This is a genomic window from Kitasatospora sp. NPDC089509, assembly GCF_044749365.1.
Lineage (GTDB): Bacteria > Actinomycetota > Actinomycetes > Streptomycetales > Streptomycetaceae > Kitasatospora.
Genome location: NZ_JBIVHS010000041.1, coordinates 1 through 15,138 on the forward strand (window position 1 = coordinate 1; position 15,138 = coordinate 15,138).

The 15,138-nt window shown below is 74.1% G+C and carries 13 protein-coding genes; 7 read left to right on the forward strand and 6 right to left on the reverse strand.

Annotated elements, in window-relative coordinates; all coding sequences use genetic code 11:
- The first annotated feature begins 282 nt into the window (after window positions 1-282).
- The gene (locus tag ACIP4P_RS43000; protein WP_400929305.1) at window positions 283-690 is read left to right on the forward strand and encodes a YciI family protein; all 408 of its coding nucleotides are present in this window, start codon (window positions 283-285) and stop codon (window positions 688-690) included.
- 5 nt (window positions 691-695) lie between these two features.
- On the forward strand, window positions 696-1,856 hold the full coding sequence (locus ACIP4P_RS43005; RefSeq protein WP_400929308.1) for an RNA polymerase sigma factor: 1,161 nt from the start codon (window positions 696-698) through the stop codon (window positions 1,854-1,856).
- On the opposite strand, the gene ACIP4P_RS43010 is transcribed toward ACIP4P_RS43005, so the two are convergent.
- Genes ACIP4P_RS43010 through ACIP4P_RS43030 form a run of 5 tightly spaced genes read right to left on the reverse strand, consistent with a single transcriptional unit; the run spans window position 1,853 to window position 7,307 of the window.
- The gene (locus ACIP4P_RS43010) at window positions 1,853-3,163 is read right to left on the reverse strand and encodes a DUF58 domain-containing protein (RefSeq protein ID WP_400929311.1); all 1,311 of its coding nucleotides are present in this window, start codon (window positions 3,161-3,163) and stop codon (window positions 1,853-1,855) included. The two genes, ACIP4P_RS43005 and ACIP4P_RS43010, sit on opposite strands and share 4 nt — an antisense overlap.
- Before the next feature lie 46 nt (window positions 3,164-3,209).
- A complete protein-coding gene (locus ACIP4P_RS43015) occupies window positions 3,210-4,199 on the reverse strand; it encodes an AAA family ATPase (protein WP_400929394.1) in 990 nt (329 codons plus the stop codon).
- 26 nt (window positions 4,200-4,225) lie between these two features.
- Window positions 4,226-5,461 carry a DUF4350 domain-containing protein gene (locus tag ACIP4P_RS43020; protein WP_400929314.1) on the reverse strand — a complete coding sequence of 412 codons (1,236 nt, stop codon included), beginning with the start codon at window positions 5,459-5,461 and terminating at the stop codon, window positions 4,226-4,228.
- The gene (locus tag ACIP4P_RS43025; RefSeq protein ID WP_400929317.1) at window positions 5,458-6,147 is read right to left on the reverse strand and encodes a DUF4129 domain-containing protein; all 690 of its coding nucleotides are present in this window, start codon (window positions 6,145-6,147) and stop codon (window positions 5,458-5,460) included. The genes ACIP4P_RS43020 and ACIP4P_RS43025 overlap by 4 nt, the downstream gene beginning before the upstream one ends.
- Before the next feature lie 5 nt (window positions 6,148-6,152).
- Window positions 6,153-7,307, reverse strand: a complete 1,155-nt coding sequence (locus tag ACIP4P_RS43030; RefSeq protein WP_400929320.1) for a hypothetical protein — start codon at window positions 7,305-7,307, stop codon at window positions 6,153-6,155.
- A gap of 287 nt (window positions 7,308-7,594) precedes the next feature.
- Here ACIP4P_RS43030 and mtrA point away from each other — a divergent pair, with 287 nt between their 5' ends.
- From mtrA to ACIP4P_RS43045, 3 genes are all read left to right on the forward strand, one after another.
- Window positions 7,595-8,272 (forward strand): MtrAB system response regulator MtrA, encoded by a 678-nt coding sequence (gene mtrA, locus ACIP4P_RS43035; protein ID WP_030283937.1) that lies wholly within the window; start codon window positions 7,595-7,597, stop codon window positions 8,270-8,272.
- A gap of 124 nt (window positions 8,273-8,396) precedes the next feature.
- A complete protein-coding gene (gene mtrB / locus ACIP4P_RS43040) occupies window positions 8,397-10,388 on the forward strand; it encodes an MtrAB system histidine kinase MtrB (RefSeq protein ID WP_400929397.1) in 1,992 nt (663 codons plus the stop codon).
- A gap of 16 nt (window positions 10,389-10,404) precedes the next feature.
- Window positions 10,405-12,270, forward strand: a complete 1,866-nt coding sequence (locus ACIP4P_RS43045; protein WP_400929326.1) for an LpqB family beta-propeller domain-containing protein — start codon at window positions 10,405-10,407, stop codon at window positions 12,268-12,270.
- An 18-nt stretch (window positions 12,271-12,288) separates the two neighbouring features.
- Here ACIP4P_RS43045 and ACIP4P_RS43050 read toward each other — a convergent pair whose 3' ends face one another.
- Entirely contained in the window at window positions 12,289-13,011 is a 723-nt protein-coding gene (locus ACIP4P_RS43050) for a ComF family protein (RefSeq protein WP_400929329.1), read from the reverse strand.
- A gap of 380 nt (window positions 13,012-13,391) precedes the next feature.
- Here ACIP4P_RS43050 and hpf point away from each other — a divergent pair, with 380 nt between their 5' ends.
- Together hpf and ACIP4P_RS43060 are read left to right on the forward strand one after the other, a co-directional pair.
- Window positions 13,392-14,087, forward strand: a complete 696-nt coding sequence (gene hpf / locus ACIP4P_RS43055) for a ribosome hibernation-promoting factor, HPF/YfiA family (protein WP_400929332.1) — start codon at window positions 13,392-13,394, stop codon at window positions 14,085-14,087.
- A 239-nt stretch (window positions 14,088-14,326) separates the two neighbouring features.
- Window positions 14,327-15,085, forward strand: coding sequence for a response regulator transcription factor (locus ACIP4P_RS43060; RefSeq protein ID WP_350514919.1), 759 nt, complete (start codon window positions 14,327-14,329; stop codon window positions 15,083-15,085).
- The last annotated feature ends 53 nt before the right edge of the window (window positions 15,086-15,138 follow it).

Sequence of the window (15,138 nt, forward strand, 5' to 3'; positions counted from 1 at the left end):
GCTAAGCCTCACAGCGCCGATGGTACTGCAGGGGGGACCCTGTGGGAGAGTAGGACGCCGCCGAACAATCATTCAGAAAAGGCCCACCCGGGTTACCGGGTGGGCCTTTTCGCGTTTCCGGGGTGTCCGGGAGGGAGGGGACGTCCGGGAGAAGGCCGGGAGGGATCGTCCGGCGCATCCCGAAAAGATCCCGGCCGGGCCGTGTCGAGAACCCGCGGCCTGCTCCGTCCCCGGGGTGGACGCGGCCACAATGGGTCGCACCAGTACCCGAGGAGAAGCACGATGGCCAAGTACCTGCTGCTGAAGCACTACCGCGGCGCCCCGGAGCCGGCCAACTGTGTGCCGATGGACCAGTGGACTCCGGAGGAGGTCACGGCGCACATCAGGTTCATGCAGGACTTCGCGGCCCGGCTGGAGCGGACCGGCGAGTTCGTCGACGCCCAGGGGCTGGCCCCCGAGGGGACGTGGGTCCGCTACGACGGCGAGGGGCGGCCGCCGGTGACGGACGGTCCGTTCGCCGAGACCAAGGACCTCATCGCCGGCTGGATGCTGATCGACGTCGACAGCTACGAGCGTGCCCTGGAGCTGGCCGGTGAGCTCTCGGCGGCTCCCGGGGCCGGCGGGCGGCCCATCCACGAGTGGCTGGAGCTCCGCCCGTTGCTCGGCATGCCGTCGACCGTCACGGAGTGACCTCGGTGACCTCTCCGCTGGACGAGGCGCTGATCCGGAGCCTGACCCCGGGCGTGCTCGGCGTCCTCGTCCGTCGCGGGGCCGACTTCGCGGCGGCCGAGGACGCCGTGCAGGAGGCGTTGGTCGAGGCGGTGCACGTCTGGGCGGCGGATCGGCCGCGGGACCCGAAGGGCTGGCTGGTCACCGTCGCCTGGCGGAAGTTCCTCGACGCGACCCGGGCGGACACCGCCCGGCGTCGCCGGGAGGACCGGGTCGAGCGGGAGCCGGAGCCCGGGCCAGCGGGTGCGGTGGACGACACCCTGTGGCTCTACTTCCTGTGCGCCCACCCGTCGTTGACGCCGTCCTCGGCGGTCGCGCTGACCCTGCGCGCCCTCGGCGGGCTGACCACCCGGCAGATCGCCCGGGCCTACCTGGTGCCCGAGGCGACCATGGCGCAGCGGATCAGCCGGGCCAAGCGGACCGTGTCGGCGGTCCGGCTCGATCGGCCGGGCGACGTCGCCACCGTGCTGCGGGTGCTCTACCTGGTGTTCAACGAGGGCTACTCCGGTGACGTCGACCTGGCCGCCGAGGCGATCCGGTTGACCCGGCAGCTGGCGGCGGCGATCGACCACCCCGAGGTGGCGGGGCTGCTGGCGCTGATGCTGCTGCACCAGGCCCGGCGGGCCTCCCGGACCGGGCCGGACGGCGGCCTGGTGCCGCTGGCCGAACAGGACCGCGGCCGCTGGGACACCGGGTTGATCGCGGAGGGCGTCGGGATCCTCCAGGCGGCCCTTGCCCGGGACCGGCTGGGCGAGTTCCAGGCCCAGGCGGCCATCGCCGCGCTGCACGCGGACGCGCCCACCGCGGCGGAGACGGACTGGGCACAGATCGTCGAGTGGTACGACGAGTTGGTGCGTCTGACGGACAGTCCGGTGGTCCGGCTGAACCGGGCGGTGGCGGTCGGCGAGGCCGACGGGCCGCGCGCCGGGCTGGCGGCGCTCGGGGCGGTGGACGACTCGCTGCCGAGGTACGCGGCGGTGGAGGCGTACCTCCGTGAACGGGACGGGGACCCGGCGGCGGCGGCCCGGCTGTACGCCGAGGCGGCCCACCGGGCTCCGACCCCGGCGGAGCGCGACCACCTGGTGCGCCAGGCCGCCCGGCTCAACTCCCGGCCGGACAGGGCCTAGAGCCGCCCGGCCGCCTTGAGTGCCAGGTAGGCGTCCGCCAGTGCCGGGGCGATCCGGGCGGGCGGGGCGTCCAGGACGGTGACGCCGTGCCGGGTGAGCCGGTCGGCGGTGTCGCGGCGGTCGGCCCGGGTCTGTTCGGCGGCGGCCGCGCCGTAGACGGCCTCCAGGGTGCCGCGGCCGGCGGCCAGTTCGTCCAGGTGCGGGTCGGCGACCGAGGCGAGGACGACCTCGTGGCGCTTGGTGAGCAGCGGCAGCAGCGGACGCAGGCCGTCCTCGACGGGGGCCGCGTCGAGGCCGGTGAGCAGGACGATCAGGGAGCGGTGCGGGGCCATCCTGAGCGCCGTGGAGACCAGGGACCGCATGTCGGTCTCGTGCAGCGCGGGCTCCAGCAGGGCCATCGCGCCGGTGAAGGCGGGCAGGATCTCGCTCGGCGAACTGCCGATCACCGAGGCGCGCTTGCGGGCGTCGTGGGCGAGCAGGTCGACCCGGTCGCCGGCCCGGGTGGCGAGCGCGGTGAGCAGCAGGGCGGCGTCCAGGGCGGCGTCCAGGCGGGGGGCGTTGCCGACCCGGCCGGCCGAGGTGCGGCCGGTGTCCAGGACGATCAGGATGTGCCGGTCGCGCTCGGGGCGCCAGGTGCGGACGGCGACGGTGTTGCGGCGGGCGCTGGCGCGCCAGTCGATGGAGCGGACGTCGTCGCCGGGCAGGTACTCCCGCAGCGAGTCGAACTCGGTGCCCTGGCCGCGGGTCAACACCGAGGTGCGGCCGTCGAGTTCGCGCAGCCGGGCGAGTCGGGAGGGCAGGTGCTTGCGGCTGTTGAACGGTGGCAGGGCGCGGACCGTCCAGGGGACGTGGTGGGAGCCCTGGCGGCCGGCCAGGCCGAGCGGGCCGAGCGAGCGGACCGTCACCCGGTGGGCGTGGTGGTCGCCGCGGCGGCCCGGGGTGAGGACGGAGACGACCCGGCGCCGTTCGCCGGCCGGGACGGCGAGGGGGTGCCGGGAGGCGGTCTCGGCGGTGCCGGGGCGCCAGGCGGACGGGGCCCAGGCGTCCCGGAGCAGAGCCCGCAGCGGCCGTCCGGAGGAGTTGGTGACGGTCAGTTCGACCGAGGCGTCGTCGCCGAGCCGGACGGTGGTGTCGCCGCTCCGGACGATCCGCAGGCTGCGGACGGGGGCGGCGAGCACCAGGTCGACCAGGACGGCCAGCAGGACGGCACCGGTGACGGTCCCGATCCCGGTCCAGGAGGGCAGCAGCAGGCCCACGAAGAGCGCGCCGAGTGCGGCGAGCAGGGCGGTTCGCCCGGTGAGGGCCATTGCGGGTGCGCTCCTTCGGAAGCCCGGGAGGGAGAGGGGCCGTGGATCAGCGGGGGGCGGGCGTCTGGGCCAGGACGGCCTGGATGACGGAGTCGGCGGTGACGCCCTCCATCTCGGCCTCGGCGCGCAGCGCGACGCGGTGCCGCAGGGTGGGCAGGGCGAGCGCCTTGACGTCGTCCGGGGTGACGTAGTCCCGTCCGGCCAGCCAGGCCCAGGCGCGCGAGGCGGCGAGCAGGGCGGTGGCACCGCGCGGGGAGACGCCGATGGACAGCGACGGGGACTGCCGGGTGGCCCGGCAGAGGTCGACGATGTACGCCAGGACCTCGGGCGAGACGGTGAGTTCGGCGATCTGCGCGCGGGCGGCGGCGAGGTGCTCGGGGCCGGCGACCGGGCGGACGCCGGCCGCGGCGAGGTCCTTGGGGTCGAAGCCGGCGGCGTGCCGGGACAGCACCTGGAACTCCTGGTCGCGGTCGGGCAGCGGCAGGATCAGCTTGAGCAGGAAGCGGTCCAGCTGGGCCTCGGGCAGCGGGTAGGTGCCCTCGTACTCGACCGGGTTCTGGGTCGCGGCGACCAGGAACGGGACGGGCAGCGCGCGCGGCTCGCCGTCCACGGTGACCTGGTGCTCCTCCATGGCCTCCAGCAGGGCGGCCTGGGTCTTGGGCGGGGTGCGGTTGATCTCGTCGGCGAGCAGCAGGTTGGTGAAGACCGGGCCGGGCTGGAAGGAGAACTCGGCGGTGCGGGCGTCGTAGACGAGCGAGCCGGTGACGTCGCCGGGCATCAGGTCGGGGGTGAACTGGATGCGCTTGGTCTCCAGGCTGAGTGCCGTGGACAGGGTGCGGACCAGCAGGGTCTTGGCGACGCCGGGGACGCCTTCGAGCAGTACGTGGCCGCCGCAGAGGAGGGCCACCACCAGGCCGGTGACGGCGGCGTCCTGGCCGACCACGGCCTTGCCGATCTCGGCGCGCAGGGCGGTCAGCGCGGCGCGCGGGTCGGTGACGGGCGTGGCCGGTTCGGCGGTCGGCGGGCCGGGGGTGATGCGGAGCTGGGCGGTCGCCTGTTCGGTCACGGGTTCCGTACCTGCCTTTCGAGGGCGTCGAGGTCGTCGGCGAGCCGCAGCAGCGCGGCGTCGTCGGTCGGGGGCGGGCCGTACAGCAGGGCCCGGACGTCCCCGGCGGGTCGTTCGGGGAGGCGGCCGGCGACGGCCGCGCAGAGCGCCTCCTGGTCGGGCCCGCCGGCCTGCGGCGGGAGGCCCAGGACGGGCGCGAGGCGGTGGACGGCGGCGCGGCGCAGGGCCTCGGCTGCGCGGCCGCGGGCCTTGGCCCGCCGGTAGAGGCGGGCGCGGCCCTCGGTGGTCTCGGCGGCGCGGACCACCACGGGCAGGTTCTCGCTGACCACCGGGCCGAGTCGGCGGGCCCGCCAGAGGGCGGCCAGCACGGCGGCGACGGCCAGCTGGTAGAAGGCCCAGTGCCAGCCCTTGGGGATGTAGTCGTCGAAGCTCTTGCGGGCGGTGCCCTTGGCGACCGGCGCGGAGTAGTCGGGCAGGTGCCAGGTGAGGTGGGGCTGCGAGCCCAGCAGGCCGAGCGCGAGCGAGGCGTTGCCGTCCTCGGCGAGTCGGCCGTTCTGCAGGAAGTCGCCGCTGCCGAGCACGATCACGTCGCCGCCCCCGCCCTCGCCGGGGGCGCTGACCAGCGGGTAGCCGTGGCCGCGGGAGTAGCAGCCGTCGCCGCGGCTGCCGCTGGCGTAGAGGGTGCCGCCCAGCTCGGCGGTGCCGGCCCGGACGGCCTCGGGCAGCGCGCAGCCCGGGTGGGTGCTGCGGACGGACGTGTACGGGATGCCGCCGGCGTCGTCGGAGGTGCGGACGCCGGGGGCGAGCTCGTCGAGGGCGACCGGGCCCGGGTTGATCAGGACCAGCCGCTGGTGCCGGGCGGCGGCGACGGCGCGCAGCTGGGCCGGGCTGAGCAGGTCGGGTTCGGGCAGCACCAGGGTGTCGGTGCCGTCCCCGGGGGTGGTGGGGTCGGTGCTGAGCCGGGCGTTGACGCCCTGGTGTTCGAGCAGCGCGACCACGGCGTGGGCGCCGTCGGCGTCGTAGGAGCGCGGGTCGGACGGCGGGTAGCGGTGGCCCTGGTCGAGGACGGTGAGGCCGATGGCGGAGACCAGCAGGACGGCGAGGAAGGCCAGGTACCAGCGGGCCCGGCGGAGCAGGCCGCGCCCGGTGGGGGCGAGGCTGGTCGGCGCGGCGTCGGCGGGTCGTTCGGTGGGGCGTTCGGCGGCGGGCGGCGCCGGGGCGGTGCTGGTCATGCCGCTCCTCCCTGGGGCGGGGCCGGGGCGGCGGCGTGGGTGAGCACCGGGCGGGTGCGTTCCAGGGTCCGGTCGAGGTCCAGCAGCAGCTGGTAGGCGGCCTGGTCGGCGGTGCGCTCGCCGTAGGCGATGTCGTCGAAGGTGCGGGCGGCGGCGGTCAGCGCGGCGGCGTGCTCGGGCAGCGCCCGGCCGGCTTCGGCGGCTGCCTCGTCGGCGGTGCGGCCGGGGCGGACGTCGAGCAGGGTGCGCTCCTCCAGGGCCCGGACCAGGGCGCGCATCTGCTCGCGGACGGCCTCGGTCCAGCGGCCGGCGGCGGCGTGCCCGGCGGCGGCCGTGCGGTGCTGCGCGGCGCTGCGCGGGCCGTCGGCGCCGTACACGCCGAGGTCGGTGCGGGCGGTGCGCTTGGGCGCGCCGAGGCGCCACCAGACGGCGGCGCCGATCACCAGGGCGACGATCAGGAACAGCACCAGTCCGGTGCTGCCGTCGGTGCCGTCGGCGGAGATGCCGCCGAAGGCCCGGTTGATGTGGTCCCAGATCCAGTCGAGGGCGCGTTCCAGGATCCCTGGGTCGTTCTTGTGGTACTCGGCGTTGAGCAGCTCGTCGCGGGCGGCGTCGCGGGCGGGGTCACGCGGAACGGTGACCGGGGCGCTGCCGAGGGCGAGGAGCCTGTCCCCCCAGATAGGCATCCGGTTCAGTGCCTCGCCGGGGTCTGGTCGGTCCGGCCGTTCCAGCCGCCGCCCTGCTCGGGCAGTCCGGCGGCGCGGGCGAGCTCGATGTCCAGGGCCTCGCGGCGGATCCGCTGGTCGATGTAGACCAGGACGCCGACGGCGGCCAGGAACGGGGTGGTCAGGGCGGAGGCGATGATCCCGGCGACCGAGGTCAGCACCATCATGCCGATGGACTCGTGCCCGGTGTCGTTGAGCCGGTCCAGGGTGCCGAAGCCCAGCACCAGGCCGATGAAGCGGAACGGGATGACCAGGGTCGCGGAGACGACCGCGGCGATGATCCGGCTGAGCACCAGGACGATGCCGAAGACCCGCCACCAGGAGCCGCGGACCAGCCGTCGCGAGCGCGACAGTGCCGCCACCACGCCCTGCTTCTCCAGCATCAGGGCGGGGGCCGCCAGGCTGTAGCGGACCAGCAGCCAGACGCCGACCGGGACGGTCAGCACGCCGACCAGGAACAGCAGGCCCGCGGTGCCGGGCGTGCCGGTTCCGCCGGCGGTGTAGCCGAACAGCGGGGTGAAGCCGAGCAGCACCACGCCGGCGCTCATCAGGGTGGTGAGCACGGTGAGCCCGAGCAGCTGCAGCAGCCGGGGGCGGGCGTCCCGCCAGGCCTCGCCGGCGGTCGCCGAGCGGCCGATGACGGCGCGGCTGACCACGATGGTGAGCAGCGCGACGGCGAGCGCGTCGAGCAGCAGCGTCAGCGGCATGGTGACGAGCAGCGTGAGCAGCTGGGTGGAGGCACCGGTGCGGCCCTTGACCAGCAGCTGGGCGACGAAGCGGCCGGCCTGGTCGAGGACGGCGACGCCGAGCGAGAGGGTGAGCGCGGTGCGCCAGTGCCGGCGGACGGTGGTGACGGCGCCGTCGAGCAGTTCGCCGATGCTGAGCGGGCGCAGCGGGATGACCCCGGGCCGGGGGCTGTGGGCGGCCTCCCAGCCGTACGGGTCGCGGCCGGGCGGCTGCGGGCCCTGGTTCGGCTGTCCGTACCGGGCGCCCCAGCCGGGGGCGGGCTGAGGGGGTGCCGACGGACCGGGCACGGCGGCGGGCGCGTCGGCCGGGGGCCGGGTGCCGTCGCGGGGCGGCTCGGACGAGCTGGGCGAGGCCCAGCCCGGAGTGTCGGTCATCACTGCTCCTCGGAGGGGCGTCCTGGGCGCGGTTCCGGGCGGATCTTTCGCCCGCGCGCAGCGCCCATCGTGCCATGGGGCCCGGAGACGCCCCAGGGGTATCCGGTTGCTGATCGGCAACGGGGCCCGTCGAGGGGTCGGCGGGCGGGTTCCGGACCGTTCGGAGGCGTTCCGACGAGGAGTATTCGCCCGGTATGGCCGGAATTGGACGGTGGGGGAGTTGGCCGTTGTGGAGCATTGGCACTGCTGTGCGGCAGGTCACAATCCGGTAATGAGAAGATGGACCCATGAAGGGACGCGTCCTCGTCGTTGATGACGACTCCGCACTGGCCGAGATGCTCGGCATCGTGCTGCGTGGTGAGGGTTTTGAGCCGTTTTTCGTCGCGGATGGGGACAAGGCGCTAGCCGCGTTCCGGGAGAGCAAGCCCGATCTGGTCCTGCTCGACCTGATGCTGCCCGGTCGGGACGGCATCGACGTGTGCCGGCAGATCCGGGCGGAGTCCGGCGTCCCGATCGTCATGCTGACCGCGAAGACCGACACGGTCGACGTGGTGGTGGGCCTGGAGTCCGGCGCCGACGACTACGTCACCAAGCCGTTCAAGCCCAAGGAGCTGGTGGCCCGGGTGCGTGCCCGGCTGCGCCGTGCCGAGGAGCCGACGCCCGAGCAGCTGACCATCGGCGACCTGGTGATCGACGTGGCCGGTCACTCGGTGAAGCGGGACGGGCGCAGCATCCCGCTGACCCCGCTGGAGTTCGACCTGCTGGTCGCGCTGGCCCGCAAGCCCTGGCAGGTGTTCACCCGTGAGGTGCTGCTGGAGCAGGTCTGGGGCTACCGCCACGCGGCCGACACCCGCCTGGTGAACGTGCACGTGCAGCGACTGCGCTCCAAGATCGAGAAGGACCCGGAGCGCCCGGAGATCGTGGTGACCGTCCGCGGCGTCGGCTACAAGGCCGGACCCAGCTGAGGTGACGGACCGGACCGAGGGCGCCCCGTCGGGTACCGCGACCGACGGGGCGGGGGCCGTGCGCGGGGACGTGCTGAGTTCGACCACCCGCCGCCGTCGCGGCCGCACCGGAGTGTTCGGTCTGATGAAGCGTCAACTCCGACGCCCCGCGCGCCGATTGAGCGCGCTGTACCACCGCTCGATCCAGCTCCGGGTGGTCGCGGTGTCCCTGCTGGCCTCCATCGCGGTGGTCCTGGTGCTGGGCGTGGTCGTGGTGGCGCAGGTGCGCAACGGCTTGCTCGACACCAAGATCGACGCGGCCCGGGCGCAGGCCCGGATCGGCTTCCAGGTCGAGCAGAAGAAGATCGACGAGGCCCGGGACCAGAACCTGCGCGGCGCCGTCGACCCGACCACCGCCGAGACCGGCACCTGGCTGCTGCGCCAGGTCAACGACCTGGCCGCGAGCGGGCAGACGGTCTACTCGGTGATCGCGATGGCACCCGGCACCGGCACGGTCGTCCCGGACAGCGCGGGCTTCGCGCCGCGCTACTCGGGCGACATCCAGCCCAGCAGCGTCCCGGACAGCCTGCGGGCCAAGCTCATGGACGAGCCCGGCCAGATGTTCGACCAGCCGACCCGGATCCACCGCTCGCCCGAGAGCAGCGTCAAGAGCGAGCCCGGGCTGTCCCTCGGCATGCAGTTCGTCGGCCCGGCCGGCACCAGCTACCAGCTGTTCTACGTGTTCTCCTTCGGCCAGGAGACCGACACCCTCAACCTGGTCACCGGCACCCTGGCGACCGCCGGCGTGTTCGTGGTGATCCTGATGGGCGGCATCGCCTGGGTCGTGGTGCGCCAGGTGGTCACCCCGGTGCGGATGGCGGCCGGCATCTCCGAGCGGCTCGCCGACGGCCACCTGGAAGAGCGGATGAAGGTGACCGGGACGGACGACATCGCCCGCCTCGGGGAGTCGTTCAACCGGATGGCCAACGCCCTGCAGGCGCAGATCCGCCAACTGGAGGAGCTGTCCCGGGTGCAGCGGCGGTTCGTCTCCGACGTCTCGCACGAGCTGCGCACCCCGCTGACCACGGTCCGGATGGCCGCCGACCTGATCTACGACAGCCGCGAGGACCTGGACCCGATGGCGGCCCGCTCGGCGGAGCTGCTGCAGGGCCAGCTGGACCGCTTCGAGTCGCTGCTCGCCGACCTGCTGGAGATCAGCCGCTTCGACGCCGGCGCCGCGATCCTGGACGCCGAGCCGGTCGACCTGCGGGAGATCGTCGCCCGGGTGGTGGAGGCCGCCGACCCGCTGGCCGACGCCAAGGGCAGCACCGTGGTGATCCGCGGCGACGGCGAGCCGGTGCTGGCCGAGGTGGACTCCCGCCGGATCGAGCGCATCCTGCGCAACCTGGTGGTCAACGCGCTGGAGCACGGCGAGGGCCGCGACGTGGTGGTCCGGCTGGGTTCGGCGGACGGCGCGGTCGCGGTCGGCGTGCGGGACTACGGCATCGGCCTCAAGCCGGGCGAGGCGTCCCGGGTGTTCCACCGCTTCTGGCGGGCGGACCCGTCCCGGGTGCGCACCACCGGCGGCACCGGCCTGGGCCTGTCGATCGCGGTCGAGGACGCCCATCTGCACGGCGGCTGGCTCCAGGCCTGGGGCGAGCCCGGCGGCGGCTCGCACTTCCGGCTGACCCTGCCGCGCACCCGCGGCGGCGAGATCAACCGGGCGCCGTTCCGGCTGGAGCCGGAGGACTCGCGCAACAACCGCGGCCTGGGCGCGTACGGCACGCCGTACCGGCGGGCGATCGCGCCGTCCGGTTCGACGGCGCTGACCGCGGCCGAGGAGCAGGCCGAGACGCCGGAGGGGACCGGCAACGGGCTGGGCAGCGGGCTCGGCGGAGTGCTGAACATCGGCCCCGGGCTGGGCCGGAGCCGACTGCCCGACGGGCCGCGCTCGGACCCCTCGGACGTGCGGACGGCGGGGGCCGGGTACGGCGCCACCGGTGCCCAGGTCATGGTGGACCCGACGCCCCGGCGGCCGTCGGTGGCACAGCGGACGGCGGAGCCTGACGTGACGGGTGGGACGGGTGGGACGGACCTGGAGGGGTCGCAGCGTGCGAAGGACGAGCAACAGGACTGAGCCGAGGCTCGTGGCGGTGGCCGGCGCGGTGCTCGGCGCCCTGGTGGCGAGCGGCTGCGCGGCCATGCCGGACTCCGGCGGCATCACCAAGGTGGAGCTGTCCCAGGGCTCGGCCGACAAGAACCTTCAGGCCAGGGTCTTCCCGGTGGCGCCTGGCAAGGGCGCCAAGCCGCGCGAGCTGCTGACCGGGTTCCTGGACGCGGTGACCGCCGACGAGGGGTACGACACCGCGCGGAAGTACCTCACCGAGCGCGCCGCCGCGACCTGGAACCCGGACGCGGGCATCGAGGTGCTCTCCGCCACCCAGATACCGGTCGACCAGGTCGTCGGCGAGGCGGACACCACCTACTCCGAGACGGTGACCGGGCAGCGGGTGGCCCGGGTCGACGAGAAGCACTCGTACCTGCAGATGGGGCAGGGCAGCAACAACCGCACGTTCGACTTCACCTTCGTCCGGGAGAAGGGGGGCGAGTGGCGGATCGACAAGCTGGACAACGGCGTGATCATGAACGAGACCAACTTCCGGAACAGCTTCCGGCAGGTCGAGCGCTTCTTCTATACCACCCCCGACCCGTCCGCGCCCGGCCCGGGCGGCGCCGGCCAGGAGGTGCTGGTCGCCGATCCGATCTACCTGCGGCGCCGGGTCGACCCGCTGGCCTCGGCCGCCAAGGCGCTGGTCGCCGGGCCCTCCGGCTGGCTCTCGCCGGTGGTCCGGACGGCCTTCCCGGGCGGTGCCACGGTCGACAAGGTGACCGTCGACGACAGCCGGATCGCCCATGTGCAGCTCGGCGGGGCGGACCTGGGCGACTCGACGGGCTGCCGCCGGATGGCCACCCAGCTCTTCTACACCTTCGCCGACCAGGGCAAGGGGCAGGTCGAGAAGCTGGAACTGAAGGGGCAGCGCGGCTCCTGCACGGTCACCCGCACGGACGACCCCGGCGTCGGCCCCGGCGCGCTGGCCGGCCGGCTGCTGCAGGCCCCCCAGCAGTACTACCAGCGGGCCGACAACGGCGTGCTGATGGTGGCCGACGACGGGCACAGCGGCGATCCGGTGCCCGGGGTGCTCGGCAAGCCGCACGCCAACGGCGCCCCCGCGCTGGGCACCGTCGCGGTCAGCCGGGACGGCGCCCAGGCCGCCGCGATCTCGGACGACGGCCACCAGCTCTACGTGGTGTCGCTGCAGGCCGGCGCCACGACGATGCCCGAACCGGTGCTCGGCTCCCCGGTGAAGCCGGGCGCCAAGGACGACGGCTTCACCTCGCCCAGCTGGGACGGCCGCGGCGACCTCTGGGTGGTGGACCGCAACCCGCAGGGCCCGCGGGTGGTCATGGTGCGCGGCGGCAGGACGTACACCGTGCCGGTGACCATGAAGACCGGGAACACCGAGTCGCCGCTGCAGGGGGTGCAGGCGCTGAAGCTCTCCTCGGACGGCGCCCGGGTCGCCCTGATCGTCAAGTCCTCCGGGGCGAGCGGAAGTTCGCTGATGTTCGGGCTGGTGCAGCACGGCGGTACGCCGGACGCGCCGACCGTGCGGATCACCGGGGTGCGCGCGGCGGCCCCCTCGCTCACCGACGTCGCCTCGGTGTCCTGGGCGGAGACGGACCAGCTGCTGGTGCTCGGCAAGGAGACCGACCGCCCCCAACAGCTGTACTACGTCAGCACCGACGGCTCGCAGAGCACGGACAGTCAGCAGCTGCAGACCGGCAACGGCCTGCCGTCCTCCCCGCAGTCCGTGTCGAGCGCGGAGGCCCGCGGCTACGAGCTGCGGCAGCCGTCGCCGGTGCTCGCGGTGGCCGGGGGCACCGTCTACCGGCTGGTCAACAACCAGTGGCGGGAAGCCCAGTTGGCGGACAAGGCCCGCTCGTACTTCTACGCGGGCTGAGGCCACGGCCCGGGGGCATCAGCCGGCCGGCTGCACCGAGGTGGCCGCGACCGTCGCGGCGGCCCGGGCCGGCAGCCCGGCGGCGGCCAGCGCCCGGGCCGCCTCGGCCAGGCTCGCCCCGGTCGTCACCAGGTCGTCCACCAGCACCGGCTGACGGCCGGCCAGGCCGCGGCGGGCGCGCGGCAGGACGGTGAGCGCGCCGTGCAGGTTGCGCCGCCGCTCGGCGGCGCCCAGCCCGGCCTGGTCGGTGACCGGTCGGGCGTGCCGCAGCAGCGGCGCGGCCCGGACGTCCAACCCGGCCCGGCGCAGCGACCGGGCGGCGGCCCCGGCCAGCCGCAGCGTCGGGTCGTGACCCCGGGCGCGCACCGCCGAGCGGGCCGAGGGCATCGGCACCAGCAGCAGCGGGGCCGTCCCGGCCCGGGCCCCCAGGGCGGAGCGCACCGCCCGTCCGAGCGCCTCGCCGAGCGGTCCGGCCAGCCGCAGCGCGCCGCGCTCCTTGTGCGCGAGCAGCAACTGCCGTACCGGGTCGGCGTACGGGGCCGCCGCGTGCGCCCAGGGCAGCACGGTGGGGCCGGGGCGCGCGGTGGCCAGGACGTGCCGACAGGCCGGGCAGAGCTGGCCGTGTTCGGTGCCGCAGCCCGCGCAGTTCGCGGGGAGCAGGACGTCCAGCAGTCCGGCCAGTGCGTGGCCGAACGGTGTCCGCGCGGACGGCGGAGGGGCGGGGGAGAGGGAGGGCGGCACGGCTGCTCCTGGCGGCGGCAGGCACGGAGAGTCAGCAAAGGATCGGCCGTATGGGGGGCGTTGTCCAGGCATTTACCCATACTTCACCCGCAGGAGGGTAAACAGGGTGCAACAGTTTGACCGCCCGCCATCGACACCGACCGCAGTATCGGGTCATACCCACCTTCTCGCCTGGGGAGGCGAAAACCCCGTGTGAGGTGTTCGATAAGGCTCCAAGGGGTTTCAACCGTCCCTGATGGGGAGGAAGTGGTTGAGGGCCAGTCGTTCCCGCCGCTGGCGGCGGGGGCGGGGGGCCGGCAGTGGATGGGCTGGTCCAGCTGGAGCTCAGTCCGGTCCGGTAGCACCCGGATCGGCGTCAGCACGAGGGATCGGAGTTCTGCGTGGACATCGTCGTCAAGGGCCGCAAGACCGAGGTGCCCAAGAGGTTCCGCGAGCACGTGGCCGAGAAGCTGGAGAAGGTCCAGAAGTTCGACGGCAAGGTGATCAGCCTCGACGTCGAGGTGTCCAAGGAGCACAACCCGCGGCAGGCCGACCGGTCGGACCGCGTGGAGATCACTCTCCGTACCCGGGGCCCGGTGATCCGGGCCGAAGCCGCGGCCGGCGACCCGTACGCGGCGCTCGACCTGGCCTCGGCGAAGCTCGACGCCCAGCTGCGCAAGTCCGCGGACCGGCGTCGGGTGCACAAGGGCGGCGCCAACGGCCGCACCCCGATCAGCGTCGCCGAGGCGACCGCGGCCCTGGCCGCGCTGCCGGAGACGACGGCGCCGGAGGGCACGACCAACGGGGCCGTCCGCAAGACCATGATGGGATCCCTGGAAGTGGAGGGCGAAGGCCCGCTGGTGGTCCGGGAGAAGACGCACTCGGCCGCCCCCATGGCGCTGGACCAGGCGCTCTACGAGATGGAGCTGGTCGGCCACGACTTCTACCTCTTCGTGGAGAAGGACAGCGGCCTGCCGAGCGTCGTCTACCGTCGGCACGGCTACCACTACGGCGTCATCCACGTGCAGCCGGACATGGCGGCCGGGGTGGCCAGCGGCGCCGGCGGTGCGATCGGTCGGTCCGTCGACGAGGACTGACCCTCCTGCGGTGATGGACGGAGGGGTGACCCCGGTGGCAGCGGCCGCCGGGGTCACCGGCGTTTCGGGGCGTTCCGCCCGTACCGGGCACGGCCCGGTGGGACGGGTTCGAACGGTGCTCGGGTCCGTTGCGTCAAGGGGTCACCCGATGCGGGGGAATCGGCATCGGAGGGTGACCGCGGCGGTGGCGGGGCGTGGAATGATTGGGCGCACGTCGACCCGCGAAGGGGGAGGAGCGGATGGGGGATCACTTCGGGCTGGGGCCCGCTGCGGGGCCGGTCGCCGGGCTGCCACCGGGGCCGGAGGAGGAACCCGCGTACGCGCCGCGCCGGGGTGAGCCGATCCGCGTCCTGGTGGTGGACGACCACGCGCTGTTCCGCCGGGGACTGGAGATCGTGCTGGCGGAGGAGCCGGACATCAAGGTCGTCGGCGAGGCCGGGGACGGTGCCGAGGCGGTGCTGAAGGCCGCCGACCTGCTGCCCGACATCATCCTGATGGACGTCCGGATGCCGCGTCGCAGCGGGATCGAGGCCTGCACGGCGATCAAGGACGTGGCGCCCAGCACCAAGATCATCATGCTGACGATAAGCGACGAGGAGGCCGACCTCTACGAGGCGATCAAGGCGGGCGCCACCGGCTACCTGCTGAAGGAGATCTCCACCGACGAGGTCGCCACCGCGATCCGCGCGGTCGCCGACGGGCAGTCGCAGATCAGCCCGTCGATGGCCTCCAAGCTGCTCACCGAGTTCAAGTCGATGATCCAGCGGCGCTCCGACGACCGGGACCTGGTGCCCGCCCCGCGGCTCACCGAGCGGGAGCTGGAGGTGCTGAAGCTGGTGGCGACCGGGATGAACAACCGGGAGATCGCCAAGGAGCTGTTCATCAGCGAGAACACCGTGAAGAACCACGTCCGCAACATCCTGGAGAAGCTCCAACTGCATTCCAGGATGGAGGCCGTGGTGTACGCGATGCGGGAGAAGATCCTCGAAATAGGGTGACGGCCGCGGGGTGCCGGCCGCCGGGTGCCGACCGTCGTGCGTCGGCGGGCGGT